This is a genomic window from Curtobacterium sp. PhB130 (genome assembly GCF_003755165.1).
Classification (GTDB): domain Bacteria; phylum Actinomycetota; class Actinomycetes; order Actinomycetales; family Microbacteriaceae; genus Curtobacterium.
Window position 1 is genome coordinate 393,305 of the sequence record NZ_RKII01000008.1, and the last position, 24,366, is coordinate 417,670.

Annotated in this window: 30 protein-coding genes and 1 riboswitch; of the genes, 15 read left to right on the forward strand and 15 right to left on the reverse strand. The window is 70.0% G+C overall.

What is annotated here, in order from left to right; all coding sequences use genetic code 11:
• Positions 1-33: 33 nt before the first annotated feature.
• The 8 genes from EDF24_RS11850 to gcvT all read right to left on the reverse strand — a co-directional run bounded on the left by EDF24_RS11850 (position 34) and on the right by gcvT (position 11,187).
• A complete protein-coding gene (locus EDF24_RS11850; protein ID WP_123703070.1) occupies positions 34-528 on the reverse strand; it encodes a PH domain-containing protein in 495 nt (164 codons plus the stop codon).
• A 62-nt stretch (positions 529-590) separates the two neighbouring features.
• Entirely contained in the window at positions 591-2,333 is a 1,743-nt protein-coding gene (locus EDF24_RS11855) for an ABC transporter ATP-binding protein (protein ID WP_123703072.1), read from the reverse strand.
• Positions 2,330-3,280, reverse strand: a complete 951-nt coding sequence (locus EDF24_RS11860) for an ABC transporter permease (protein ID WP_123654125.1) — start codon at positions 3,278-3,280, stop codon at positions 2,330-2,332. The genes EDF24_RS11855 and EDF24_RS11860 overlap by 4 nt, the downstream gene beginning before the upstream one ends.
• The gene (locus EDF24_RS11865) at positions 3,270-4,199 is read right to left on the reverse strand and encodes an ABC transporter permease (protein ID WP_123703074.1); all 930 of its coding nucleotides are present in this window, start codon (positions 4,197-4,199) and stop codon (positions 3,270-3,272) included. The genes EDF24_RS11860 and EDF24_RS11865 overlap by 11 nt, the downstream gene beginning before the upstream one ends.
• A gap of 213 nt (positions 4,200-4,412) precedes the next feature.
• Complete coding sequence (locus EDF24_RS11870) at positions 4,413-6,050, reverse strand: ABC transporter substrate-binding protein (RefSeq protein ID WP_185017189.1); 1,638 nt, start codon at positions 6,048-6,050, stop codon at positions 4,413-4,415.
• A gap of 723 nt (positions 6,051-6,773) precedes the next feature.
• Positions 6,774-9,692 (reverse strand): aminomethyl-transferring glycine dehydrogenase, encoded by a 2,919-nt coding sequence (gene gcvP, locus EDF24_RS11880; RefSeq protein ID WP_123703078.1) that lies wholly within the window; start codon positions 9,690-9,692, stop codon positions 6,774-6,776.
• Positions 9,689-10,066 carry a glycine cleavage system protein GcvH gene (gcvH, locus tag EDF24_RS11885; RefSeq protein ID WP_123654129.1) on the reverse strand — a complete coding sequence of 126 codons (378 nt, stop codon included), beginning with the start codon at positions 10,064-10,066 and terminating at the stop codon, positions 9,689-9,691. Before gcvH ends, gcvP begins: the two co-directional genes overlap by 4 nt.
• A gap of 5 nt (positions 10,067-10,071) precedes the next feature.
• On the reverse strand, positions 10,072-11,187 hold the full coding sequence (gene gcvT / locus EDF24_RS11890; RefSeq protein WP_123703080.1) for a glycine cleavage system aminomethyltransferase GcvT: 1,116 nt from the start codon (positions 11,185-11,187) through the stop codon (positions 10,072-10,074).
• A gap of 70 nt (positions 11,188-11,257) precedes the next feature.
• A riboswitch (glycine riboswitch) is annotated at positions 11,258-11,378 on the reverse strand.
• Between the two features lie 199 nt (positions 11,379-11,577).
• On the opposite strand from gcvT, the gene EDF24_RS11895 reads away from it, so the two are divergent.
• The 4 genes from EDF24_RS11895 to EDF24_RS11910 are packed head-to-tail and all read left to right on the forward strand — an operon-like array spanning position 11,578 to position 13,477.
• Positions 11,578-11,952: a BlaI/MecI/CopY family transcriptional regulator gene (locus EDF24_RS11895; protein WP_123654131.1), complete on the forward strand. Its 375-nt coding sequence runs from the start codon at positions 11,578-11,580 to the stop codon at positions 11,950-11,952.
• Between the two features lie 13 nt (positions 11,953-11,965).
• Complete coding sequence (locus tag EDF24_RS11900) at positions 11,966-12,703, forward strand: M56 family metallopeptidase (RefSeq protein WP_123703083.1); 738 nt, start codon at positions 11,966-11,968, stop codon at positions 12,701-12,703.
• 40 nt (positions 12,704-12,743) lie between these two features.
• A complete protein-coding gene (locus EDF24_RS11905) occupies positions 12,744-13,226 on the forward strand; it encodes an FBP domain-containing protein (protein ID WP_123654133.1) in 483 nt (160 codons plus the stop codon).
• Entirely contained in the window at positions 13,223-13,477 is a 255-nt protein-coding gene (locus EDF24_RS11910) for a hypothetical protein (RefSeq protein ID WP_123703085.1), read from the forward strand. The genes EDF24_RS11905 and EDF24_RS11910 overlap by 4 nt, the downstream gene beginning before the upstream one ends.
• Before the next feature lie 49 nt (positions 13,478-13,526).
• On the opposite strand, the gene EDF24_RS11915 is transcribed toward EDF24_RS11910, so the two are convergent.
• Positions 13,527-14,408 (reverse strand): LysR substrate-binding domain-containing protein, encoded by an 882-nt coding sequence (locus tag EDF24_RS11915; protein WP_123703087.1) that lies wholly within the window; start codon positions 14,406-14,408, stop codon positions 13,527-13,529.
• Between the two features lie 68 nt (positions 14,409-14,476).
• Between EDF24_RS11915 and EDF24_RS11920 the strand changes: the two genes are divergently transcribed.
• From EDF24_RS11920 to EDF24_RS11935, 4 genes are all read left to right on the forward strand, one after another.
• A complete protein-coding gene (locus EDF24_RS11920) occupies positions 14,477-14,965 on the forward strand; it encodes a GNAT family N-acetyltransferase (protein ID WP_123703089.1) in 489 nt (162 codons plus the stop codon).
• Positions 14,966-15,035: 70 nt separating this feature from the next.
• Positions 15,036-15,380: a hypothetical protein gene (locus EDF24_RS11925; protein ID WP_123654137.1), complete on the forward strand. Its 345-nt coding sequence runs from the start codon at positions 15,036-15,038 to the stop codon at positions 15,378-15,380.
• Positions 15,381-15,384: 4 nt separating this feature from the next.
• A complete protein-coding gene (locus EDF24_RS11930; RefSeq protein ID WP_123703091.1) occupies positions 15,385-15,840 on the forward strand; it encodes a GNAT family N-acetyltransferase in 456 nt (151 codons plus the stop codon).
• 33 nt (positions 15,841-15,873) lie between these two features.
• Positions 15,874-16,077: a hypothetical protein gene (locus EDF24_RS11935; protein WP_123703093.1), complete on the forward strand. Its 204-nt coding sequence runs from the start codon at positions 15,874-15,876 to the stop codon at positions 16,075-16,077.
• Between the two features lie 29 nt (positions 16,078-16,106).
• Here EDF24_RS11935 and EDF24_RS11940 read toward each other — a convergent pair whose 3' ends face one another.
• Complete coding sequence (locus tag EDF24_RS11940; protein WP_123654140.1) at positions 16,107-17,294, reverse strand: MalY/PatB family protein; 1,188 nt, start codon at positions 17,292-17,294, stop codon at positions 16,107-16,109.
• 111 nt (positions 17,295-17,405) lie between these two features.
• Between EDF24_RS11940 and EDF24_RS11945 the strand changes: the two genes are divergently transcribed.
• The 3 genes from EDF24_RS11945 (at position 17,406) to EDF24_RS11955 (ending at position 19,420) form a co-directional block, all read left to right on the forward strand.
• Positions 17,406-18,197 (forward strand): isocitrate lyase/phosphoenolpyruvate mutase family protein, encoded by a 792-nt coding sequence (locus EDF24_RS11945; protein ID WP_123703095.1) that lies wholly within the window; start codon positions 17,406-17,408, stop codon positions 18,195-18,197.
• A 77-nt stretch (positions 18,198-18,274) separates the two neighbouring features.
• A complete protein-coding gene (locus tag EDF24_RS19185; RefSeq protein ID WP_185021648.1) occupies positions 18,275-18,892 on the forward strand; it encodes an HD domain-containing protein in 618 nt (205 codons plus the stop codon).
• A gap of 240 nt (positions 18,893-19,132) precedes the next feature.
• The gene (locus EDF24_RS11955) at positions 19,133-19,420 is read left to right on the forward strand and encodes a hypothetical protein (RefSeq protein ID WP_123654142.1); all 288 of its coding nucleotides are present in this window, start codon (positions 19,133-19,135) and stop codon (positions 19,418-19,420) included.
• A 114-nt stretch (positions 19,421-19,534) separates the two neighbouring features.
• On the opposite strand, the gene EDF24_RS11960 is transcribed toward EDF24_RS11955, so the two are convergent.
• A complete protein-coding gene (locus tag EDF24_RS11960; RefSeq protein WP_123654143.1) occupies positions 19,535-19,864 on the reverse strand; it encodes a hypothetical protein in 330 nt (109 codons plus the stop codon).
• 387 nt (positions 19,865-20,251) lie between these two features.
• Here EDF24_RS11960 and EDF24_RS11965 point away from each other — a divergent pair, with 387 nt between their 5' ends.
• Both EDF24_RS11965 and EDF24_RS19190 read left to right on the forward strand, forming a co-directional pair.
• On the forward strand, positions 20,252-20,716 hold the full coding sequence (locus tag EDF24_RS11965) for a helix-turn-helix domain-containing protein (RefSeq protein ID WP_123703097.1): 465 nt from the start codon (positions 20,252-20,254) through the stop codon (positions 20,714-20,716).
• 86 nt (positions 20,717-20,802) lie between these two features.
• Positions 20,803-21,093 carry a HepT-like ribonuclease domain-containing protein gene (locus EDF24_RS19190; RefSeq protein ID WP_185021649.1) on the forward strand — a complete coding sequence of 97 codons (291 nt, stop codon included), beginning with the start codon at positions 20,803-20,805 and terminating at the stop codon, positions 21,091-21,093.
• Positions 21,094-21,096: 3 nt separating this feature from the next.
• On the opposite strand, the gene EDF24_RS11975 is transcribed toward EDF24_RS19190, so the two are convergent.
• Positions 21,097-21,363: a helix-turn-helix domain-containing protein gene (locus EDF24_RS11975; protein ID WP_123703101.1), complete on the reverse strand. Its 267-nt coding sequence runs from the start codon at positions 21,361-21,363 to the stop codon at positions 21,097-21,099.
• Positions 21,364-21,431: 68 nt separating this feature from the next.
• Here EDF24_RS11975 and map point away from each other — a divergent pair, with 68 nt between their 5' ends.
• Positions 21,432-22,202, forward strand: coding sequence for a type I methionyl aminopeptidase (gene map, locus EDF24_RS11980; protein WP_123703103.1), 771 nt, complete (start codon positions 21,432-21,434; stop codon positions 22,200-22,202).
• A gap of 18 nt (positions 22,203-22,220) precedes the next feature.
• On the opposite strand, the gene EDF24_RS11985 is transcribed toward map, so the two are convergent.
• On the reverse strand, positions 22,221-22,682 hold the full coding sequence (locus EDF24_RS11985; RefSeq protein ID WP_123703105.1) for a phage tail protein: 462 nt from the start codon (positions 22,680-22,682) through the stop codon (positions 22,221-22,223).
• 352 nt (positions 22,683-23,034) lie between these two features.
• Here EDF24_RS11985 and EDF24_RS11990 point away from each other — a divergent pair, with 352 nt between their 5' ends.
• A complete protein-coding gene (locus EDF24_RS11990) occupies positions 23,035-23,352 on the forward strand; it encodes a hypothetical protein (RefSeq protein ID WP_123654149.1) in 318 nt (105 codons plus the stop codon).
• On the opposite strand, the gene EDF24_RS11995 is transcribed toward EDF24_RS11990, so the two are convergent.
• Both EDF24_RS11995 and EDF24_RS12000 read right to left on the reverse strand, forming a co-directional pair.
• On the reverse strand, positions 23,349-23,741 hold the full coding sequence (locus EDF24_RS11995; protein WP_123654150.1) for a DUF2746 domain-containing protein: 393 nt from the start codon (positions 23,739-23,741) through the stop codon (positions 23,349-23,351). The genes EDF24_RS11990 and EDF24_RS11995 overlap by 4 nt on opposite strands.
• 2 nt (positions 23,742-23,743) lie before the next feature.
• Positions 23,744-24,361, reverse strand: coding sequence for a hypothetical protein (locus tag EDF24_RS12000; RefSeq protein WP_123654151.1), 618 nt, complete (start codon positions 24,359-24,361; stop codon positions 23,744-23,746).
• Between the last annotated feature and the right edge of the window lie 5 nt (positions 24,362-24,366).

Here is a 24,366-nt window from a genome sequence, read left to right on the forward strand (position 1 = left end):
CCGTCCGTCAGCTGCTGACGTGACGTGCCCCGGTCAGGCGACCAGGGCGAGGACCAGCAGGAGCACCGCGACCACGCCGGAGACGACGGCCGTACGGTCCCAGGACCGGACCACTTCGCCGTCGGCCGCGCCACGGTCGCGTGCGAGCGCCCAGGCGTCGAGGACGACCGAGAGCTCGGCGGAGGTCGGCATCACGGGCCGCTCGCCGCGCCGGGCGGGCTTCGGCCGGGGCAGGGTCGGACCGCCCCAGCAGGTCAGCTTCCGCGGCTCGGTGGTCTCGACGACGATCTGGTACCGCAGCCGGACGTCCGCGACCGCGCCCCACGGCACCACCGTCACCCGGAGCGGGTTGACCACCGTCAGGCGGTCGGCGGTGACCCGGACGGACGGCTGGACCATGAGCACCCAGACGCCCCAGACGATGACCGCGATCGGTCCGACGGCGTGCAGGACCACGTCCCAGCTGCCCCGGACCGCCGCGTCGACGAGCAGGGCGAGCCCCAGGAACGCGACGAGGCCGGACGACACCAGTCCCCCGCGGCCACCGCGGAGGACGATCGGTCGTCCGGCCTCGTCGTTCGTCAGGTCGATCAGCGCCCGAACTCGAAGGACGCACCCGGGATCGCCGCGAGGAGGTCCCTGGTGTACTGCTCGCGCGGGTTGGCGAAGACCTCGTCGGTCGTCGCCTTCTCCACGATCTGGCCCTTGCGCATCACGCACACGTTGTCCGCGACGAGGCGGACGACCGCGAGGTCGTGCGTGATGAACAGGTAGGTCAGGCCGAGCTCCGACTGCAGCTCCGTGAGCAGGTCGAGGATCTGGCCCTGGACGAGCACGTCGAGGGCGGAGACCGCCTCGTCGAGCACGATGACCTCGGGCTTGAGCGCCAGCGCACGGGCGACGGCGATGCGCTGTCGCTGACCGCCGGAGAGCTCGTTCGGGTAGCGGTTCACCATCGATGCCGGCAGGGCCACCTGGTCGAGGAGCTCACGCACCCGGGCACGGCGCGAGGCCTTGTCCCCGATGCGGTGCGTGACGAGCGGCTCGGCGATGGTGTTCCCGACGTTGTACATCGGGTCCAGCGACCCGTACGGGTCCTGGAACACCGGCTGCACGCGACGGCGGAAGTCGAAGAGCTCCTTGCCCTTCAGCGCCCCGATGTCGATGCCGTCGAACTGCACGCTGCCGCTCGTGATGTCCTCGAGCTGGAGCACGAGCTTGGCGACCGTGGACTTGCCCGAGCCGGACTCGCCGACGAGCGCCATGGTGGTGCCCTTCGGGATCGAGAACGACACGTCGTCGACGGCCTTCAGCTCACGGCTCGCGAGGTTCTTGCCGCGCAGCTTGTAGACCTTCTCGAGGTTCTTCACCACGATGAGGTCCTTCGCCGGCTGGTGCTCGCGCTCCTGGGCGCGGGCGATCAGCTCGGCGTCGTCGCTGCCGGCGTCGGCGATGTCGACGTGCGCGTGCTGCACCTTGGACTGGATGCGACGGCTCGCCAGCGACGGCGCCGCGGCGACCAGGCGCTGCGTGTACGGGTGCTGCGGGTTGCCGAGGATCTCCTTCGACGGACCCGCCTCGACGACCTGGCCCTTGTACATCACGACGAGCTTCTCGGCGCGCTCGGCGGCGAGGCCGAGGTCGTGCGTGATGAAGAGGACGCTGGTGCCGAAGTCACGAGTCAGCGTCTCGAGGTGGTCGAGGATGACGCGCTGCACGGTGACGTCCAGGGCGCTGGTCGGCTCGTCCGCGATGAGCAGCTGCGGGCGGCTCGACAGGCCGATGCCGATGAGCACGCGCTGGCGCATGCCGCCGGAGAACTCGTGCGGGTACTGCTTGAGGCGGTTCGCGGCGTCGCCGAGGCCCGCTTCCTTCAGGACCTCGATCGCACGCTCGCGGACGGCCTTCTTGCCGACGGCCATGCCGTTCGCACGGATCGCCTCCTCGACCTGGAACCCGATGGTCCACAGCGGGTTGAGGTTCGACATCGGGTCCTGCGGGACGTAGCCGATCTCCTTGCCGCGGATATCGGACATCTCCTTGTCGGAGAGACCGACGAGCTCGCGACCGTTGAACTTGATCGACCCGCCGGTCACCTGGCCGGCGCCGGGCAGGAGCTTGATGATCGCCTGGGCGCTCGTCGACTTGCCGGAGCCGGACTCGCCCACGATCGCGAGGCGTTCGCCCTGCTCGAGGGTGAAGTCGACGCCACGGACGGCCTGCACGAAGCCGCTCTGGGTCTTGAAGCCGATCTGGAGCCCGGAGATCTCGAGGAGCGGGGCACCGCTGTTGCCGGCGCGACGGGCCGTCGTCTCGGTCAGAGTCTCGCTCATCGGCGGGCCCTCGCCTTCGGGTCGAGTGCGTCGCGGACCACGTCACCGAGGAGGAGGAACGCGAGCACGGTGATGGACAGGGCGGCGGACGGCCAGAAGATCGTCGCCGGGTTGGTCCGGATGGAGGACTGCGCGGCGCCGATGTCGAGGCCCCAGCTCAGTGCCGACGGCGGCAGACCGATGCCGAGGAAGGACAGCGTGGCCTCCGCGACGATGAACGTGCCGAGGGACACCGTCGCGACGACGATGACCGGTGCGAGCGAGTTCGGGATGACGTGGCGCACGAGCGTCTTGACCCGGCTGACCCCGAGCGCCGCCGAGGCGGTGACGTAGTCGGCCTGCTTCGCACTGAGCACCGCACCGCGCATGATGCGGGCGATCTGCGGCCAGGCGAAGGCCGCGAGCACCAGCGACACCGTGAGGGCGTTGCGGGCCGGGATCACGGACATGATCACGATCGCACCGAGGACGGTGGGGATCGAGAAGAAGATGTCACCGATGCGGGACACGATCGTGTCCAGCCAGCCGCCGAAGAACCCGGCCAGGGCGCCGATCACGATGCCGACGACCGAGACCAGGACGGTCGCGACGATGCCGACGATCAGCGAGTTGCGGGCACCCCAGATCACGCGGGCGTACGTGTCGTAGCCCTGACGCGTGAAGCCGAGGATGTGCCCGGCGCGCGGGCCCTCGTCGCTGTTGTTGAGGTTCGACGCACGGGGGTCGATGTGCGTGAAGAGCCCGGGGAACACCGCGACGACGATGATCAGCACGATCAGGATCGACGAGACCCAGAAGGTCGGACGGGTGCGCATGGACTCCCAGGCGTCGGTCCAGAGCGACCGTGCCTTCTCGTCCTCGTTGACGTTGTCGATCGCCTGGAGCGGCGTCTCCTCGAGCGGCGCGACGTAGTGCGTCGCCGAGCGCGATTCGGTGTTACTTGGCATAGCGGATCCTCGGGTCCAGGACGGCGTACAGCAGGTCGACCAGGAGGTTGGCGAGCATGAAGATGATGACCATGACGGCGACGAAGGACACCACGGTGGGGCCCTGGCCGAGCTTGACGGCCTGGTAGACCGTGCCGCCGACGCCGTGGATGTTGAAGATGCCCTCGGTCACGATCGCGCCGACCATCAGGTTGCCGATGTCGATGCCGAGGTACGTCACCACCGGGATGAGCGAGTTCCGGAAGATGTGCACACCGATCACGCGGCGACGCGGGAGGCCCTTCGCCGTCGCGGTGCGGACGAAGTCGGCACTCATGTTCTCCGCGATGCTCGCCCGGGTCAGGCGGACGATGTACGCGAACGACACCGATGCCAGCACGATCGCCGGGAGCACGAGCTCGGACCACGGCGCGTCACCGGAGACCGTCACGCGGAACAGCCCCAGGTTGATGCCGAAGACGTACTGCAGCACGAAGCCGACGACGAAGGTCGGGACCGAGATGAGCAGCAGCGACACGACGAGCGCGGTGGCGTCGAACCACTTGCCCTTCTTGAGGCCGGCGATGACACCGACGACGATGCCGGCGACGGCCTCGAAGACGAGCGACAGGATCGCGAGCCGGGCCGTGATCGGGAAGGCCTGCGCGAGCTGCTGGCTGACCGGGATGCCCGAGTAGGTCACCCCGAGGTCGCCGCGGAACACGCCGCCGATCCAGAGCAGGTACTGGATGATGAACGGCTTGTCGAGGTTGTACTGCGCGCGGATCTGTTCGATCACCTGCGGCGACGGCTGGTGGTCGCCGAAGAGCGCTGCGATGGGGTCCCCGGGGAGGGAGAACACCATGAAGTAGATGAGGAACGTGGCACCGAAGAACACGGGGATCAGCTGCAGGAGGCGCTTCCCGAGGTACCAGAGCATCAGATCTCCGCCTGGTTCGGAGCGAGCATGTGGATCACAGTCATTTCGTCAGGGTGGACGTTCCGTGCGGTGACACGGTTGCCCGACGCGGGGGCGGCGCCCGCTGTGGGTTGTGGGGAGGTGGTGCCGCCGCGGTACGGGGGCTCGGGAACCTGTGGCTCCCGAACCCCCGTCCGGTGGTGCTGCTGAGGCAGGATACCTGCTCTCAGTTGGTTACTTCTTGACCTCGACGTCGTAGTACAGCGGCACCGAGTCCCAGCCGAACTTGACGTTCGACACGTTGTCGGCAGACCAGACACCGGTCACGTTCGAGTACCAGAGCGGGATCTCCGGCAGGTCCTTGAGCAGGAGCTCCTGGGCCTGGTCGAAGATCTTGTTGCCGGCATCGACGCTGCTGGCCGACTGACCCTTCTTGAGCAGGTCGTTGTACTCGGTCGACGCGTAGCGCGAGTAGTTGTTCGACGAACCGGCACCCATGGTCGGGCCGAGGAAGTTGTACAGCGACGGGTAGTCGGCCTGCCAACCGGTGCGGCTACCGCCCGTGAGCTTGTCGTTCGTCTGGACGTCCAGCGCTTCCTGGAAGGTCGGGTACGCCTTGCCCTCGGCCTTGATGCCCAGCGTGTTCGAGATGCTGTTCGTGACCGCGGTCACCCACGCCTCGTGTCCGCCGTCGGCGTTGTACGAGATGGTGAGGGTGTCGTTGTACGGCGAGATCTTGTCGGCCTCGGCCCAGAGCTTCTTGGCTTCGGACTTGTTGTACTTGAGGACGTCAGCGCCGTCGAGGTTCTTCGACCAGCCGTCGATGACCGGCGAGGTGAAGTCGCTGGCCGCGGTGCGGGTGCCGTCGAAGATCTTCGAGGTGATCTGCTTGCGGTTGATCGACATCGAAACGGCCTGGCGGCGGAGTTCGCCTTCCTTGCCCTTCCAGTGGTCGAGGTAGTAGGGCAGGTAGATGCCCTGGAAGATCGCCGCAGGCTGGTTCACGTTCGAGTCGGGGAAGTCCGACTTGTAGTTCGCGAAGGCCGAGTCCGGCACGGCGTCGAGAATGTCGAGGTTGCCACCCTGCGCGTCGGAGTACGCGGTGTCCTGCGAGGTGTAGAACGTGATCGTCAGACCACCGTTCTTCGGCTTGCGCTTGCCCTCGTAGTCCTTGTTGGTGACGAGCTTGATGTCCGTGTTGTGCGTCCAGGCGCTCTTGCCGTCGAGCTTGTACGGACCGTTGCCGATCGGGTTCTCACCGAAGGCCTTGGTGTCGTCGTAGAAGACGGAGGGCAGCGGGACGAACGCCGAGTAGCCGAGCGACAGCGGGAAGTCCGACTGCGCCGCCTTCAGCGTCACCGTGAACTCGGTGTCGCTGACCGTCTTGAGGCCCGTGAGCTTCGCGTCGGCGTCGGCGTTGTAGCCCTCGATGTTCTCGAAGTAGTAGCTCGCGCCCTGGGCGTTCGACTTCTGCGCCGCCCAGTTCCACGCCTTCGTGAACGACTCGGACGTGATCTTCTCACCGTTGGTGAAGGTCCAGCCCGAGTTGAGCTTGATGTCGAACGTCTTGGAGTCGTCCGTGGTGATGCTCTTCGCGACCTCGTTCACCGGCTTGCCGTCGGCGTCGTAGGAGCGGAGGCCCTCGAAGATCGAGTTGATGATCTTGCCACCACCGGTCTCGGTGGTGTTCGAGGGGATGAGCGGGTTCTGGGGCTCGCTGCCGTTCGTGGTGACGATGCCGCTCGCGTTCGTCGAGCCGGAGCTCGAGTCACTGCTGCTGCTGCTGCCACTGTTGCTGGAGCAGCCGGCCAGGGCGATTGCTGTGGCCCCGAGCACGGCGAGGGCTGCGAGCCCAGCGCGCTTCTTGATCAAAGGTTCCTCCTGGTGCATGGGACGCGCCGGGCACAGAGGTGTCGCCAGGCGCGTTTGACCTTTGCACTGTAGGCAGTGGGCTGAGAACCCACCAAACCCTGGGCCGAACGGTTACACGCTGGTAACCAACTTGCATGATCCTTGCGAGATGCTGCAAGATACCCGCGTTTCACCACGCAACATGCTGTTTTGTTGCATGCGCATGGGTTTCGTTGCACCCCTGGAGAGTTCTTCGCAGTGTGCCACCCCTTCGGGGGTCGTGTCACGCGGGCGCGCTGCCGCGCCGTCACTGGCGTGACTCGCCCGGTGCAGTGGGTGGGCTGTGCGGTCGCTGGACGCAACGATCCATCCCCTGGACGAAACGGACCGCTCCACTGGCGCGGGGCGGGGCGGGCGGGGCGGGCGCGGGCGGCGCGGGGCGGGCGGCGCGGGCGGGGCGGGCGGCGGGGCGGGCGGCGGGCGGACTCGAAACGACGACCTCGCTGTCGTACGACAACGACCATGTCGTCCGAACGCGCACGCAAGTACCGGCGGGCACAACCGGTGACGAAGTGGTCGTCGTACGACAGCGACCATGTCGTTCGGGGTCGGCGGGCGCCGGAAGCCCGGGCTGCGCAGCGACATCGGCGGCCCGCACCGGGCGCGCGGAAGGCCCGGAGCCGAGGGGCTCCGGGCCTTCCGTGGTCGTGCGGCTGCGGCTGCGGCTGCGGCTGCGGCTGCGGCCTACGCGAACGCCTCGATCGGCGGGCACGCGCAGACCAGGTTGCGGTCCCCGTACGCCTGGTCGATGCGGCGCACCGGCGGCCAGTACTTCCGCTCCGCGATGCCCGGCAGCGGGTACACCGCCTGCTCCCGCGTGTAGGCGTGCGTCCACTCCCCCGAGATCACCGACGCGGCCGTGTGCGGCGCCCCGACGAGCGGGTTGTCGTCCGCGGGCCATTCCCCGCGTTCGACGGCGGCGGCCTCGGCGCGGATGGCGAGCATCGCGTCGACGAAGCGGTCGAGTTCGGCGAGGTCTTCGCTCTCGGTCGGCTCCACCATCAGCGTGCCGGCGACCGGGAACGACATGGTCGGCGCGTGGAAGCCGTAGTCCACCAGGCGCTTCGCGACGTCGTCCACGGTGATGCCGGTGGCGTCGCGGAGCGGCCGGAGGTCGAGGATGCACTCGTGCGCGACGAGGCCGGACTCCCCCGTGTAGAGCACCGGGAAGGCGTCACGGAGTCGTGCGGCGATGTAGTTCGCCCCGAGCACCGCGGTCTCCGTCGCACGGGTCAGGCCGTCGAGCCCCATCATGCGGACGTAGGTCCAGGTGATCGGGAGGATGCTCGGGCTGCCGTACGGCGCCGCCGAGACGGGACCGCCGGCGTGCGCCAAGCGCCCGCCCGAGGTCGACCCCGGCCGGCGGTCCTCGTCCTGGGCCATCGGGTGACCGGGCAGGAACGGCGCGAGGTGCGCCTTCGCCGCGACCGGACCGACGCCCGGGCCGCCGCCGCCGTGCGGGATGCAGAACGTCTTGTGCAGGTTGAGGTGCGAGACGTCGCCGCCGAAGTCCCCGAACCGCGCGTGCCCGAGGAGTGCGTTGAGGTTCGCCCCGTCGACGTAGACCTGACCGCCCGCGTCGTGCACCGCGTCGCAGATCTCGCGGATGTCGTGCTCGTACACGCCGTGGGTCGACGGGTACGTGATCATCAGCGCGGCGAGTGCGTCGGCGTGCTCGGCCACGCGGGCGCGGAGGTCCGCGAGCTCGACGTTGCCGTTCTCGTCGCAGGCGACCACGACGACCTTCATGCCGGCGAGCACCGCCGACGCGGCGTTCGTGCCGTGCGCGCTCGACGGGATGAGGCAGACCGTTCGGGCCTCGTCGCCACGGGACCGGTGGTACCCGCGGATCGCGAGGAGCCCCGCGAGCTCGCCCTGGCTTCCGGCGTTCGGCTGGACGGAGACGGTGTCGTACCCGGTGACCTCGGCGAGCCAGGTCTCGAGGTCGCTGATCATGCCGAGGTAGCCCTCGACGTCGGAGCGCGGGGCGAACGGGTGGATGTTCGCGAACTCCGGCCAGGTCACCGCCGCCATCTCGGTCGCGGCGTTGAGCTTCATCGTGCAGCTGCCGAGCGGGATCATGCCGCGGTCGAGCGCGTAGTCCTTGTCGGCGAGGTGCTTGAGGTAGCGCATCATCCGGGTCTCGCTCCGGTGGGAGCTGAACACGGGGTGCGTCAGGTACTCGCTCTGCCGCAGCAGGTCGGACGGGAGGCTCGGGGTCGCGTCCGCCACGGCGGTCTCGACCGCACGCTGGTCCGGACCGGTGCCACCGGCGAGGAGGCTCGCCAGCACACGGACGTCGTCGGGCGTGGTCGTCTCGTCGACGGAGACCAGCACGGTGTCGGCGTCGACGAGGTGGAGCAGGTAGCCGGCGTCGTGGGCAGCGCTGACGACCGCCTCGGCCCGCCCGGGCATGCTGAGCGTGACGGTGTCGAAGAACGCGTCGTGGACGACACGCACGTCGGCGGCACGAGCGGCATCGGCGAGCGCCGTCGCCGTGCGGGCCACGCGGTTCGCGATGAACCGCAGCCCTTCGGGCCCGTGGTAGACCGCGTACATCGAGGCCATCACGGCGAGGAGCACCTGCGCGGTGCAGATGTTCGAGGTCGCCTTCTCACGGCGGATGTGCTGCTCGCGGGTCTGCAGGCTGAGCCGGTAGGCCATCCCGCCGGCAGCGTCGAAGGACACCCCGACGAGGCGGCCGGGCAGCTGGCGCTCGAGCCCGGCGCGCACGGCGAGGTACCCGGCGTGTGGGCCGCCGAAGCCGAGCGGGACGCCGAAGCGCTGTGACGTGCCGACGGCGACGTCCGCGCCGAGGTCGCCCGGGCTCGCGAGGAGCGTCATCGCGAGGAGGTCCGCCGCGACCACAGCGATCCCGCCGCCCGCGTGGACGCGCTCGATGGTCGAGGACGGGTCGACGACGTGTCCGGAGGCGCCCGGGTACTGCAGCACCACGCCGAACGCCCCGTCGAGCTGGTCGTCGGACGGTCCGGCGACGGCGTCGAACGCACGCAGGGTGATGCCGACGGCCCCCGCGCGGTGTTCGAGCAGCGCGCGCGTCTGCGGCAGCAGGTCGGTGTCGACGAGGAACGCGTCGCCCTTCACCTTGGACGCGCGCCGGGCGAGGAGCATGCCCTCGACCACGGCCGTGCCCTCGTCGAGCATCGAGGCGCCGGCCGTGGCCATGCCGGTCAGGTCGGCGACCATCGTCTGGAAGTTGATGAGCGCTTCGAGGCGCCCCTGCGAGATCTCCGGCTGGTACGGCGTGTAGGCCGTGTACCAGCTCGGGTTCTCGAGCACGTTGCGCTGGATCACGGCGGGCGTGTGGGTGCCGTAGTACCCGAGGCCGATCATCGCGCGGTGGACGGTGTTCCGGGACGCTGCCGTGCGGAGTTCGGCGAGCGCCTCGGTCTCGCCGATCGCCGCCGGGATCGACGACGACGCGACGGGTGCCGCGTGGATCGCGGCCGGGATCGCGGCGCGGACGAGTTCATCGAGCGAGCTGTGCCCGACGGTCTCGAGCATGACGCGCTGGTCGGCCGGGGTGGTCCCGATGTGCCGGTCCGCGAACGTGGTCTGGAGGTTCAGGTCGGTGTCCGTCATGCGATGGACGCCCGGTACGCGTCGTGGTCCATCAGGTCCTCGGGGAAGGAAGTGCCCTCGACCTTGATCTTCACGAGCCAGCCGGCGCCGAACGGGTCCTGGTTGACCGTGTCGGGGGCGTCGACGACGGCGTCGTTGACCTCGATGACCTCGCCCTCGATGGGGGCGAAGAGCTCACCGACGCTCTTGGTCGACTCGATCTCACCGAGCTGGTCCCCGGCGGTCGCGGTGGTGCCGACGGCGGGCAGCTCGACGTAGACGACGTCACCGAGCTGCTCGGCGGCGTGGTCGGTGATGCCGACGGTGACGACGTCACCCTCGACGAGGAGCCACTCGTGGTCCTTGGTGTACTGCAGAGCGGTCTGGTCGGTCATGGGGATCAGCCTTTCGCGGGGCGGCGGTAGAAGGGGAACGCGGTGACGGTGGCGGGGATGGCCGTTCCGCGGACGTCGATGTGGAGGAGTTGTCCCCCGGTGGCCGCGGACGGGTCGACGAACGCCATCGCGACGGGGTGCCCGAGCGTCGGCGAGAGCGCGCCGGAGGTCACGGAGCCGACGACCGTGCCGTCGAGCAGTACCGGGTACCCGGCGCGGGCGGCACGGCGGCCCTCCATCACGAGGCCGACGAGCACGGGGGCGTCGTCCGCGGGTTCGACACCCGACGAACCGACGAACGCCCCGTCCTTCGCGACGACCCGGCCGAGTCCGGCCTGCGCCGGGCGGGTGGACACCGTGAGCTCGTGCCCGTAGAGCGGCATCCCGGCCTCGAGGCGCAGGGTGTCGCGCGCGGCGAGCCCGGCGGGCACCACGCCACGCGGCGCACCGGCGTCGAGCAGCGCGTCCCAGATCGCCGGCGCGACGTCGGGGTCGCTGTAGATCTCGAAGCCGTCCTCGCCGGTGTACCCGGTCCGGGCGACGAGCACCTCGGCGCCGTCGAACATCGCGTGCAGCACCCGGTAGTAGCGGAGCTCGTCGAGCGGCGACTCGGGCTGCAGCCGGTCCTCCACCACGAGTTCGTCGAGCGTCCCGGCCGCCGCGGGGCCCTGGATCGCGACGAGCGCGGTGGTGTCGGAGTCGTCGCTGACCTGCACGTCGAAGCCCGCGGCGCGTTCCTGCAGCGCGGACACGGCGACGGCACGGTTGGCGGCGTTCGCGACGACGAGGTACGAGTGCTCGGACACCCGGTAGACGACGAGGTCGTCGAGGATCCCGCCCGTCTCCTCGAGCAGGAGCGAGTACTTCGCGCGGCCGACGGTCATCGCGCCGAACGCCCCGGCGAGCGCGTGGTCGAGGAAGGCCACGGCGTCGGGGCCGGTGACGCCGATCTCCGCCATGTGCGAGAGGTCGAAGACACCCGCGGCCTGGCGGACGGCGTGGTGCTCGGCGAGGTCGGACGAGTACCGGACCGGCATGCGGTAGCCGGCGAAGTCGGTGAACGTGGCACCGGCCGACTCGTGCGCCGCTTCGAGCGGGGACGAACGGAGGGATGAGGACATTGCGGAGTTCTCCTGGCGTGCGCAGGGCCCGGCCAGCGCCGGGCGGCACCCGACGACGATCGCCGGGTGGAACTCCCCCTCTGTCATGGGCCTGAGAGTTTCACCGCGGCCCGTGAGGTCCGCGGCTTTCACCGTGGGCGAGACGACCGGCCCCGATGGAGCACGGGCGTCTGCTTTTCAGAGTGGCCTGTCCGCTGCGGTGTTGGACCTGAGAGATTGGCGGGGAGGATGCTCCTTCGGTGCCGCTCGGCCGTCGGCGAGCGACGGCGGGCGGCGTCTCCCGCGGCGGGTGATCGGCCTCGATGTTCTGTTGTCCGCGGAGATCTTACCGAGATCGCGTTACGGGCATGTGAACCGTGCCACCGGTTCGACATCTCGTAGAGTGGCCACGTGGCAGGACAGAGACAGCGCCCCCGCGGGCAGCTCGAGCAGGCGGTGCTCGATGCGCTCTGGTCCGCCGACGGCGGACTGACGGCACGACAGGTGCTGGATGCCTTCCCGGAACCCCGTCCCGCACTCACGACCGTCCTCACCGTGCTCGACCGCCTGGGCCGCAAGGGCGCGGTGGAACGGCAGGAGCACGCGGACGCCGCACTGACGTTCCGTGCCACCCACTCGCGTGAAGAGCAGACCGCGTCGTTGATGTCGACCGCTCTGGCGGCCGCCTCCGACCGGGAAGCCGCACTCCTCCAGTTCACGGGTTCGCTGGCCTCGGACGACCTCGACGTCCTCCGCCGCGCCCTCGACGCCCGCGCCCGCTCCTGACGGTCCCCCTCCCGTGGTGGTCACCGGCGTCGTCCTCATCGTGCTCGCGCTGGCGGTCGTCGCCCTCGCGCCACGGATCCTGACGAGGTCCGCCTGGACGATCGACCGGCCGCGCACCGCGCTGGTCTCGTGGTCGCTCGCGGTCGTCCTCGGCGCGCTCGGGTTCGTCGCGGGCATCACGCTCGTGGTGACGGCGAACCGGCCGGTCACCGATCCGTTCGCGCTCGGCGACTCCCCCTCGCACGGCCTGAACATCGGGGTCGCGCTCATCGCAGTCCTGGCGTTCGTCATCGCCGTGCGGGTCCGCCCCGGTTCCGAGCACCGGGCCGTCAAGGAGGCGATGCGCTCCGGTGCCGCCCCGCACCGGGAGATCGACGGCACCCTCGTCGCCGTGGTGGAGGCCGAACACGCCCTGGCCTGCGCAGTGCCGGGGCGAAGTGGTGGCGTCCTCGTCAGCTCCGGTCTCGCAGACCGGTTGCGGACGGACGAACTGGAGGCCGTGGTCGCCCACGAACGAGCGCACCTGCACCAGCGCCACGCGGCCGTCGTCGCGGTCGCGGAGTCGATCGAGCGCGCGGTCCCGTGGATCCCGGGTGCACGCGCCATGGCGCGCTCGACGCGCGTCCTCGTCGAGTTCGCGGCCGACGACGCGGCCGCACGCCGCATCGGACGTGACGCGGTGCGTCGGGCCGTGCTGGTGGCGGACGAGACGAGCGCGCTCGCGGCGATCCGAGCCTCCCGGCTGAGGTGAACGGACACCTGTCGGAGGCGAGGCATATGGTGTTCTCACCGTGAAGCCACTGACCGAAGCAGACATCCGTTCGTCGTTCGTCAACGCCACCCAGGACGAACTCGCGCAGCTCCCGATCCCCGGACTCCACGAGATGCTCTGGGACGACCGCGAGTTCCTCGGCTGGCGGGACCCGCAGGCCGCGCGCCGCGGGTACATCGTGTCCTGGATCGACGGACGAGCCGTCGGCATCGTCGTGCGCTCCGCCGGTGGATCGCTCCGCCCCGGGATCGCCGCGATGTGCTCGTTCTGCCACTCCCCGCAGCCCGCGACCCAGGTGCGCCTGTTCTCCGCGGCGCGTGCCGGTGAGTCCGGCCGGAACGGCAACACGATCGGCACCTACATCTGCGAGGACCTCGGCTGCCCGCTCCTCATCCGCACCGCGCCGCCCCACCTGAACCCGCCGGCGACGATCGCGATGCGCGGCGAGGCCCTGCTGCAGCGTGTCCAGAACTTCACGGCCGACATCATGAAGACGGCGTGACCGGACGCTTCAGCACGGCACGCTGGGTCGTCGTCGAGGAACAGGGTGACGGGCGCTGGCGCCTCGCCCTGCACGATGAGGCCGATGATGAACTCGGGGCGTTCGGGATCGGGGTCGAAGGGCCGTGGGACCCGGACGTCGAGCCGCACGTGTCGTTCGCGCTGACGCAGCTCGGGCTCGCGCTCACCGGGGCACGACCGTGGCGCGTCGACGAGCTCGGCGACCACCGCGCACCGGTCCTGCCGGTGTAGCCGGGGCGCCGGTCAGCCGGTCCGCCGGTCGGCCGGTCCGCGGTGCCGCTCAGTCCGCCGCGGCGACGAAGTTACGGAGGATCTCGCGGTCGTCGTCGGCACGCGCCGCCCAGCAGAGTTCGCTGCGGTGCTCCCCCGTGAGCGGCAGGAGCACGACCGTCTCGGGCGCGGCCAGGGTCGCACTCGCCGGAGCAACTGTGACGCCGAGACCAGCGCCGACCAGGTGGAGCACCGTCGCCCAGGTCGTTGCCTCCTGCACGACATCGGGCACCCGGCCGTCCCGGACCACCGGCGCCAGGTTCCGCTCGGTCGCGACGGCCCCGGCCTCGGCGGGGAAGAACACGAACGGGTCGTCGAGCAGTTCCCACCCCGCGATCGAGGCCCGGTGGGCGAACCGGTGCCCGAGCGGGACCGCGGCGACGAACGGCTCGCTCCGGAACGGCCGCAGCCGCACGCCCTCGGTCGGGTCGGGGTCGCGGACGATCGCCAGGTCGAGCTCGCCGCGGACGATGCGCGCGAGGAGCCGGGACGTGTAGCCCTCGGTGAGCTCCACGCGGACCAGCGGGTGGCGCTCCCGGAACCGTTGCACGCGCTCGATCGGGCCGAGCGGCAGCGCCGAGACGACGAAGCCCACGTCGAGCCGACCGGCTTCCCCGCGCCCCACCCGCACTGCCTCGTCGAGGTCCCGCTCCACCTGGGCGAGGAGCGAGCGCGCGCGGCCCTGGAGCACGCGCCCTGCCGGTGTCAGCGCCACGCTCCTGGACGTCCGGGCGAACAGGTCGACGCCCAGCGCGCGCTCGGTGCGCCGGATCTGCTGCGAGAGCGCGGGCTGGGCGATGTGCAGGGCCTCGGCCGCGCGGCCGAAGTGCAGCGCGTCGGCGACCGCGAGGAACGCGCGGAGCTGGCGGAGGTCGACGTCCGGGTGATCCATGCATCCAGCGTATCGATGGTCGCGAACGAGTATTGGACGTGACTTCGTGGTGGACCGAGGATGGGACCATGCCCGACACCGCATCCGTCACCATCAGCGACATGGCCTCGGCCGCCGACGCCGACGCCTTCCGGACACTGAACGAAGCGTGGATCGAACGCTTCTTCACGCTCGAGGACGAGGACCGCAAGCTCCTCGGCGACCCCGTCGGCCAGATCGTCGAACCCGGCGGCGCGGTCTTCGTCGCCCGGATGGACGATGCCGTCGTCGGGTGTGTCGGCATCATGCCCGTCGGTGACGGCGACGGCGAGTACGAGCTCGTGAAGATGGCCGTCGCGGCCGACCACCAGGGTCACGGCACCGGCCGTCGACTCATCCAGTACGCGATCGACCGCGCCCGCGCCGTGGGTGCGCGACGGCTCGTGCTCGAGACGAACTCCGCGCTGGCGAGCGCCGTGCACCTCTACGAGACCACCGGGTTCCGGCACCTCGGCCCCGAGGAACGGCATGCGAGCCCGTACGTCCGCGCCGACGTCGCCATGGCGCTCGAACTCTGACCACCCCCGGGCTCGGCCGTCCCCCGGGCTCGGCCGTCCCTCTGGCTCGTCCAGCCCGTAGGGTGAGCGCATGGGGATCGTCGGGGTCGTGCTGTTCGCCGTCGCTGGGCTGGCACTGCTGAACGGCATGCCGCACTTCGTGGCGGGCTCGGCGGGGCTGGTGTTCCGCACCCCGTTCGGCCGGTACTCGTCCGCACGGACGAACGTGGTCTGGGGCATGGCGAACTTCGTCATCGCGATCGGACTGCTCTTCGGACGCACCGCCGTCGCCAGTCCGACCAGCGGTGACATCGTCTGGTTCGTCGTCGGGTCCCTCGTCTCGATCCTGCTGTTCGCGTTCCGCGCCGCCGACTTCTTCGACGACCGATCCGACCGTCCTGCTGACGGATCGCAGGAGTCGGCCGACAGTGCCTGAGGACATGCGGATCACCGAACGCACCGACGCCGACCTGGACACCCTCGTCGAGGTGCTCTGGCGCGTCCACACCGACGGCTACCCGGCCACCTGGCCCGACGACCCGCGCGCGTGGCTCTGCCCCGAGGGCCTCCTCGGCGCCTGGGTCGCGGTCGAGGACGACCGCATCGTCGGCCACGTCGGCATCGCCGTCCCCGGCCCCGGGCGGATGCCCGAGGTCACCCGGCTCTTCGTCGATCCCTCGCACCGCTCCCGCGGGCTGGCCGACGGCCTGCTCGACGCCGCCGAGCGGTTCGCGCCGGGTCCGCACATCCGGCTCGACGTCACGGAGGAGACACCCGCTGCCTGGCGCCTCTACGAGCGGCGCGGCTGGCGGCTCACCGGCACCGGGCTCGCGGACTGGTCGAAGCCGTCGGGCGAGACGCCGCTGCTGCGGTTCTACGCCAAGCGCGTCGGCTGACCCCGCCGCGGGTGCGCTTGCTACGCTCGGCGCATGGCGACGCACGAGGTCCAGGCCGTCCGCGACGAGGGCATGTGGCAGGTGTTCATCGACGGGTTCCTCGTGACCCAGGTCACCCGCTGGCCCGCCGTGGGCTTCGTCGCACGTGAATGGGTGGCCCTCACCGAAGAGGTGCCGTCCCGCGAGGTCGACATCCACATCCGGGTCGTCGGCCGCAACCAGTACCTCGACGCCTGACGGCCCGCTCGCCCCTCAGCGCGCCGCGGTCAGGCGACGTGCCAGACCACGGCCTCCTGCGCGCTCGACGGGTAGGCCGCCGCGATCCGCAGCACCGCCTCGCGCAGGGTGTCCGGCGAGCACGCCAGGTTGATGCGGGCGAAGCCCCGCCCCTCGGACCCGAACGGCACCCCGGAGTTCAGCGCGACGAACGCGTGCTCCCGGAGCTGCACGGCCGGGTCGTCGCCGAGACCGATCCCGCGGAAGTCGAGCCACGCCAGGTACCCCGCGCGCGGCCGTGCGTACACGACGCCGGGCAGGTGCTCGGCGAGGAGCTTCGCGAGCAGCCGGTCGTTCGCCACGATCCGGTCGATGACGTCGTCGAGCCACCCGACGGCGAGCGAGAACGCCGCGAGGTTCGCGTGCAGCCCGAGGATGCTCGTCCGGCAGGCAACCTCTTCCCAGAGGGTGTCGAGGAGTTCGGCGGTCGCGGCGTCGCCGGCGACGATGACGGAGCACTTCACGCCGGCGAGGTTCCACCCCTTGCTCGCCGAGGTGACGCAGACGCTCCGCGCCCCCGCCTCGGAAGCGATCGACGCGAACGGGGTGAACTGCACGCCCGGGTGGGTCAGCGGCGCGTGGATCTCGTCCGAGACGACGAGCACGTCGTACTTCGCGGCCAGCGAGGCCAGGGCCTCCAGGTCGGACCGGTCGTGGACGAGCCCGATCGGGTTGTGCGGGTTGCAGAGCAGGAAGACGCGGACGCCGGAGGCGAAGGCACGCTCGAGCCCCTCGAGGTCGAGCCGGTAGACGCCCCAGCGCTCCGTGAGCGGGACCTCTTCCACCTGACATCGGGCCTCTTCGATGAGCTCGAAGAACGGCGGGTACACCGGCGGGGTGATCGCGACGCGGCCGCCGTCGGGCAGCGCGAGCCGCAAGGTCTCCACGATGCCGACGCTGACATCGGTGGCGAGGTACACGCGGGCGGGGTCGACGTCCCAGCCCCAGCGATCCCGGGCGAACGCGGCGAAGGCCGGTGCGAGCGGGCCCGGCCCGTCGAGGTACCCGAGGTCGGACTGCTGCACGCGCTCGACGAGCGCCTGCCGGATCTCCGGAGCGACCTCGTGGTCCATCTCGGCGACGAACAGGGGCAGCACGTCGGGCGCGTACCGCGTCCACTTGATGCTCGTCCGGACCCCGCGGAGCGTGCCGACCGGGTCCTCCTCGTCGTTCGCCATGCCCTCAGGATGCACCGACCGGGAGGCGCGGCGCGAGTCCGGATGTCATCGAACGTCGTCTGCGGCCCGCGCTGGGGCCGGTGGCCACCCCGTCGGCCTACTGTCGGTCCCATGACCAGCAGCACAACGAGCAGCAGCACCGCCGACAAGGCGTCGACGCTGCAGACCCTCCACCAGGCACCCGAGATCCTGCGCGTCGTGAACGTGTGGGACGCGATCAGCGCGAAGACGCTCGCGGCGCTGCCGGAGACCAGGGCCATCGCGACCGCCGGGCACTCGATCGCCGCGTCCTACGGGTACGAGGACGGCGGGATGCCCCTCGACCTGGCGCTCCAGGGCGCCCGGATCGTCGCCGAGGCCGTCGACCTGCCGGTGTCCGCCGACCTCGACGACGGGTACGAGGACCCGGCGGAGACGATCCGTCGTGCGATCGGCTTCGGCATCGTCGGCGCGAACGTCGAGGACCGCCTCCGCCCGTTCGACGAGGCCGTCGCCCGTGTCGCCGCCATCACGAAGGCCGCGGAGCAGGAGGGCGTGCCGTTCCAGCTGAACGCCCGCACGGACGCCATCGCCCGCGGCGGGGACCGCCCGATCGACGAGAGCATCGCGGACGCGATCGCCCGCGGCAAGGCGTTCCTGGACGCCGGCGCACCGCTCGTGTTCGTCCCGGGTGCGATCCAGCGTGACGTCGTGGAGCGGCTCGTCGAGGGACTCGGCCGCGGGAAGCTCTCCGTGATCGGCCTGCCCGGCGCCCTGCCCGCGGCCGAGTACGAGGCACTCGGCGTCGCCCGCATCTCCTACGGGCCGCTCACCCAGCGCGTCGCGCTCCGAGCACTCCGCGACCTGGCGACCGACCTGTACGACGGTGGCGTCGTGCCGGAGGACACCCCGACCCTGAACTGAACCAGCAGACGGACGGGAGGCCCGTGGCGGAGTCGCCACGGGCCTCCCGTCCGATGTGTGACCGGTACGGTCGGCCCATGGGTCTCGATGTCGACGCGCTGCTCACTCCCCCGTCACCCGTCGCCGCACGGGCGCTCGAGGTCGCGCGTGCCTGGTGCGCGCCGGCGCTCGTCAACCACTGCCTGCGCTCGTGGGCGTGGGCATCCCTGCTGGCCACGGCGGAGTCGCTCGACCCGGACCGTGAGCTGCTCTTCGTCGCGACGATGCTGCACGACCTCGGCGTGACGCAGTCCTTCGACGCCCACACCGTCCCGTTCGAGGACGCGGGCGGCGCCGTCGGCAGCGTGTTCGCAGTCGGTGCGGGCTGGAGCGGCGAACGAGCCCGTCGTGTCGGCGAGGTCATCGAGCGGCACATGTGGCCCTCCGTCGACCCGGTACTCGACCTCGAGGGGCACCTGCTCGAGGTCGCCACCTCCCTCGACGTCTCCGGCGCCGGCTTCCCGCGCTGGTCACCCGCCGATCTCCGCGCGGTCACGGCGGCCGTTCCGCGGCTCGACTTCTCCGGGTCGTTCCACGCGCTCGTCCACGATCAGGCCGTGCGCAAGCCCGGGTCGGCGGCGGCTCGGCTCGACCGATCGGGCAACGTCCTTGCCGGTGACGATCGGTGGATGGACTTCCTGCGGGACGTCGTGTAGAGTTCTTGTTTGGTGAATTGCAGCGAACCCATCTGACTCGCGCACACCGAACCGTCTCGAAGCCGACTCACCCGAGTCGCATTCCCACGAGACCACCGCTCCGCCGCACGTCCGTACTCCGGACCAGGCCGAGCAGCACGTCGAATGCCGACGTGCGCGTGCCCAACACACGCGACCGACGCGACTCAGTCGTCCGTCGGACCGCAGCGTGGGCCGCCAGAAGACGAGAAAGCAACAACCATGACCAGCAACGAACGAATCACCATCCTCGGGACCGCCACCGCGGCACCCGTCATCTCCCCTGACCGCATCGCAGAGTTCCCCGTGCGGGACGCCGGCACCCAGCGCGAGTACCTCGTGCGCGTGCCCGTCGACGTGCTCGACCTCTTCGTCACCCCCGGCACGCGTGTCGAGGTCGACGGCGAGGCCGGCTGGACCGTCCCCGGCCGCCCGTGGCTCGGCGAGTCGAGCCGCACCCTGCTCCAGGCGGCGAGCATCCGTCGTTCGGAGCTCGCGCTCGCGGCCTGACGCCTGGCACCTCATTGGCCACGAGACGCCGCTGAACACACGAAACGCCGCCGATTCCGGCGGCGTTTCGTCGTTCGTGGGGCGTCTCGATGCGATCGGGGTAGCCACCGCGGCTCAGGGGCCGTCGGCTCCTTCGAACGGAGTCCGGCCGTCGGCGTTGAGCGGGCGATCGGGGCCCGCTCCCGCTGCGGCGTCGCGGAGCCGCCGGATGAACGCCTGGTCCTCCAGGTCGAGTTCGTCCTCCGGCGCCGGAGTCAGGACGAGCTCACTCGCGGGGCCAACCAGCACCGTCGTCGTCTCGATCGCGCCGTCCGCTCCGACCGTGGGCACGTGGACCGTGTCCGTGCGCCCGTTCGCTCCGAGTACCGCCGCGTAGTCAGCGAGCGCTTCGGCGATGAGGTCGCCGGTCATGATGACGCTGCCGTCGTAGTTGATGTACTTCACGTTCCACCTCCCCACGTGACGGTATGCACGGCGGTTCCGTGCACGCCCAGTGGATGCGTTCGGTGGATGAGGTGGGGTGGGCTGCGCTGCGCTGCGCTCCGGGCCGGCGGGTGTGCGTGTGCGGCGGTGCGGCGGTTCGGGTCTCGGCGAGGAAAGCGACAACCCCCAGCCAATTGCGCAACGCATTCGGCAGCGGGATGTCGCTCGATGCGCACGAATGCCTCGGGGCGACATCACGCAGGCGAAAGCGCAGCGCAAACGTGTACGTACTGTCGCATCCCCAGCGAGGGCTGGGGCACGACCGGTCTCGATCTTCCGCGACGGTTGCATCCGGCGGCACTCCGGCAGTTTCGGTCGGATATAGTCCTCGGCTATAGGGAGGCGCGTATGTTGCTCGACCGGTCATCTGAGCTCATCAAGTTCGCTCGTGAGGACATCGGCATGTCCCAGACGGACCTCGCACGCGCCGCCGGCATGCAGCAGCCGACCATCTCGGCGTACGAGAGCGGACGGAAGCGTCCGCGACCGGAGACACTGCAGCGACTCCTGACCGCAGCCCGCCTGCGGCCGAGCATTCCCTTGGAGCTCTTCGCTGATGTGATCCGTGCAGAGGCAGGACGGTTCCACCTGTCGAACGTGCGCGTGTTCGGATCGACTGTCCGCGGCGAGGACAACGAGCACAGCGACATCGACCTGCTCGTGTCGCTGGAGCCGGGGGCATCGTTGTTCGACCTCGGGGGCTTCGCGGATGCGGTCGAGCAGCTCACCGGGTTCGAGGTCGACATCCTCACCGAGGACCAGACCTTCGACGAGCACTTCTCCCACGTCCGAGACCAAGCGGTCCCCCTGTGACCGGCTCCTTCACGAGGAGACCGCGGGTCGGCGCCGGAACCGACTCCGCGGCGCCCGACCGCTGGCCCGCACTCCAGGAGATCTTCGTGGACCTGCTCTCCGAGTGCGCACAGATCGTCGAGCTCGGACGCGATGCCTTCAGCGCACCACGGAGCCTCACCTACCGGGCAGCAGAAGCGGTGATCATCCACTTCGACGACTTGCTCGGTCGGCTTCCGGATGACCGCGCGGCACGGCTGCCATCCGCGCTGTCACTCGCCGCGGTCCGCAAGACTCGGAACATCCTGTCGCACGACTACCGTTCCGCACGCGCGGAGATCGTCTGGGACGTGATCGAACAACGGATACCGCAGGTCATCCTCGCGGTGATCGATTGACCGTCAGGAGGCGAGTGCAGAGCGCGACGCAGCGCTGATCTCGGTCCACACCTCGTCGAGGGAGAGCCCGAGGACGTCCGCGATCGCGGCGATCGTCGGGAAGGCCGGAGTGGCCACGCGACCGGTCTCGATCTTCCGCAACGTCTCCGGCGAGACTCCCGCGTCGATCGCGACCTCGAGCATCGACCGCTCACCACGAGCCCGACGGAGCAGTGCACCGAGGCGCTGACCGCGTTCGACGTCAGCGGGAGTGAGCGGCAGGCGGACCATGCGACCGATACTAGTACCGGTATAGTCTTGCCGGGATAGTTATTGGCAGCACGGACGGAACGCAGCACATGATCGAGATCTTCACGCCGGACGAACTCCACCGCGCACGAGCCGTCGGTGCCCTCGTCGGCCGGATCCTGCACGCACTCCAGGGGCGGGCGCAGGTCGGGACGAACCTCCTCGACATCGACCGGTGGGCGAAGGCGATGATCCTCGAGGCCGGCGCGGAGTCCTGCTACGTCGACTACGCGCCGTCGTTCGGCCGGGGTCCCTTCGGCCACTACATCTGCACATCGGTGAACGACGCGGTCCTGCACGGGCTCCCCCGCGACCAGGTGCTCCGCGACGGAGACCTGCTGACGCTCGACCTCGCGGTCTCGCTCGACGGCGTCGTCGCGGACTCCGCCGTCAGCTTCGTCGTCGGGAGGGCAGCGGTGCCGGAAGACCTCGCGATGATCGAGACCACCGAGCGGGCCCTCGCCGCAGGCATCGCCGCCGCAGTGCCCGGCGCGAAGATCGGCGACCTGTCGTCGGCGATCGGTGCGGTCCTGCACGAGGCCGGCTACCCGATCAACCTGGAGTTCGGCGGCCACGGTGTCGGCTCGACCATGCACGGCGACCCGCACATCGCGAACGACGGCCGCCCCGGACGCGGCTACACGCTCCGACCAGGGCTCCTGCTCGCGCTCGAACCGTGGGTGATGGCGGACACTGACGTCCTCGTCACGGACGACGACGGTTGGACCCTCCGGAGCGCGACGGGCGCACGGACGGCGCACAGTGAGCACACGATCGCGATCACCGAGGACGGCGCCGAGATCCTGACGCTCCGAGGCTGACCGGCGCGAAACCGCTGATCAGTACGTGCCCTTGACGACGAAGTAGGAGCCGCGGATCTCGCCCGCGAGCTTCGACCGCTGCCGCGCGAACTTGAACGCCGACAGCTCCTCGGGCACGTCCATCCCGAGCGAGAGCTTGAACCCGACCGCACGCTTGCCACCGTCCTCGATGGCGTACATCACGTTGATCGCAAGGCCGGACTCGTAGAAGACGTAGGCCATGCGGAGTCCCCCGACCTCGAAGGCGGAGACCTCGAGTGCCGGCGACGCGATCACGATGCCGCGCTCGTCGTCGAGCACCTTCGCCACGTACGCCACGACCTCGGGCGCCTCGCCCGCGGTGCTCGTGACGAACACGTGGTCGTACTTGTTCTTGTAGTACCGGGCCTCGTTCGCGCGGAGGCCGGCGAGCGCTTCGGCGACCGGGGAGGTCTCGAGGCCTGTCGTGGAGACATCGACGAAGTCGACCGTGTACGTCATGGCGCAACGGTACCGCCGATGCTGACGATTCAATCGAACCGGCAGGCGCCGACCCCGAAGTGCTCGTGCGCAGCCACGGGTCAGTTGTTGAAGCGGAACTCCACCGCGTGTCGTCACCGTTAGACCTCAGTTACCGAAACGTTACCCGCGGTATCGGTGGTCGTGTGGAGACTGCGGACATGAGCGAAACTCTCTGCCCCACCCACCATGTCCCCGTCTCCCTTGCGGAGCGAAGCGATCCGCGGCTCTCGCTGTCCAGTCACCGGCAACTCGACTACTTCTGCCCCGCTGGACGGCCTCGCGGGCACTGGATCAACCGGACCAACCTCGACCGATCGACGGGAGTCGAGTCGTGACGAGCATCGAACGCAAGCCCGCGCGGAAGTACGACGGCCCAACACGGAAGTTCCTGAAGGAGCGCGGGTGGTACTCGCCGGACTTCGTGATCGCATTCGCGACTGGCGCGAACCGGCAGGCCGGCTGGTGGGACCTCGACGACATCATTCTGAACGTCGTGAAGGCTGACGGGTTCGAGCCCGTGAGCATCTTGAACGACAGCCGACACATCATCCCCGCGAAGTACCTCGACGCGATCGTGGACGAATTCGAGAGCCGCGGAGAGCTGAAGCGTCTGGGAGTCCAAGACCTACCGACGCTCGCGGACCTCTAGCCGTCGCGGTGCCGGCCGGCCTGGAACGGGCGCCCGGGGGTCGTGTCCTCCAGCGTCGTCACCCGGCCGGCCAGCACCCCGACCGACTGCTCGATCGCTTCGGCCTTGTCGTAGACCCGGCCCAGCGACTCCTGCATGGTCGCGATCATCCGGAGCGCGGTGTCGAGCTTCCCGCTGTTCTCCTCGTGGCGCTCGTCGGACTCGACCCGGAGGTTCGTCTTGTGGTCGTTCTTGACCTCGTGCTTCACCACGCCCAGGTCCTCGCCCAGCGCCCGGAACCGCTTCCGGAGGTACAGGAACACGAGCACCGCGAGCACGACGGCGAAGATCACGAGGGCGACCCACCGGCTGAAGGGGTCGTCCACGAGCTTCCCGACGACGTCCCACATGGTCACAGCTCGTCCACCCACACGACGTCGAACGTCAGGTCGAAGGCCCAGTGCCCGAGGGTGACGGTGTTGCTGTCCACGTTCTCCTGCATCGTGTAGCACCGGAGGAGGTCGCCCGCGTTCAGCGGCACGAGGAGCCGCTGCGCGTTCACAGCCGTGTTGATGCTGTAGCCGGTCGTCGGCCGGTCGCCGCCCCACGCGTCGGCGGCGATCGTGGCCGTCGTGTCCACGCTGGTCGAGTTGCGAGTGACCTCCGCCTCCGCCTTCGCGAAGTCGTTCGAGCGGTACATCGCGTGCAGAAGCACCTGATAGACCCCGGCGCGCGGGATCGTGAGCACGCCGCCGCTCCAGGTGAACCCGCCGACGTTCTTCGTCGGGCTCGCCCACGCGCCCGCGGTGAGCTGCGTCCAGGTCGCGTGCGCGATGTTCTGCCCGTTGGTCGAGCGGGTGACGGCGAACTTGGGGGTCTTGATCGCCGCCTTCTCCAGGGCGGTCAGCCGGGTCCGGTCCGCGGCGATGTCGTCCCCGCGCTGGTTCAGGGCCACGTCCATGTCCGTCACGAGGAGCGAGTCCGCGTACGTCTTCAGCCCAGCCGCGCCAGCGGCGTCTCCTACTGCCATGATCT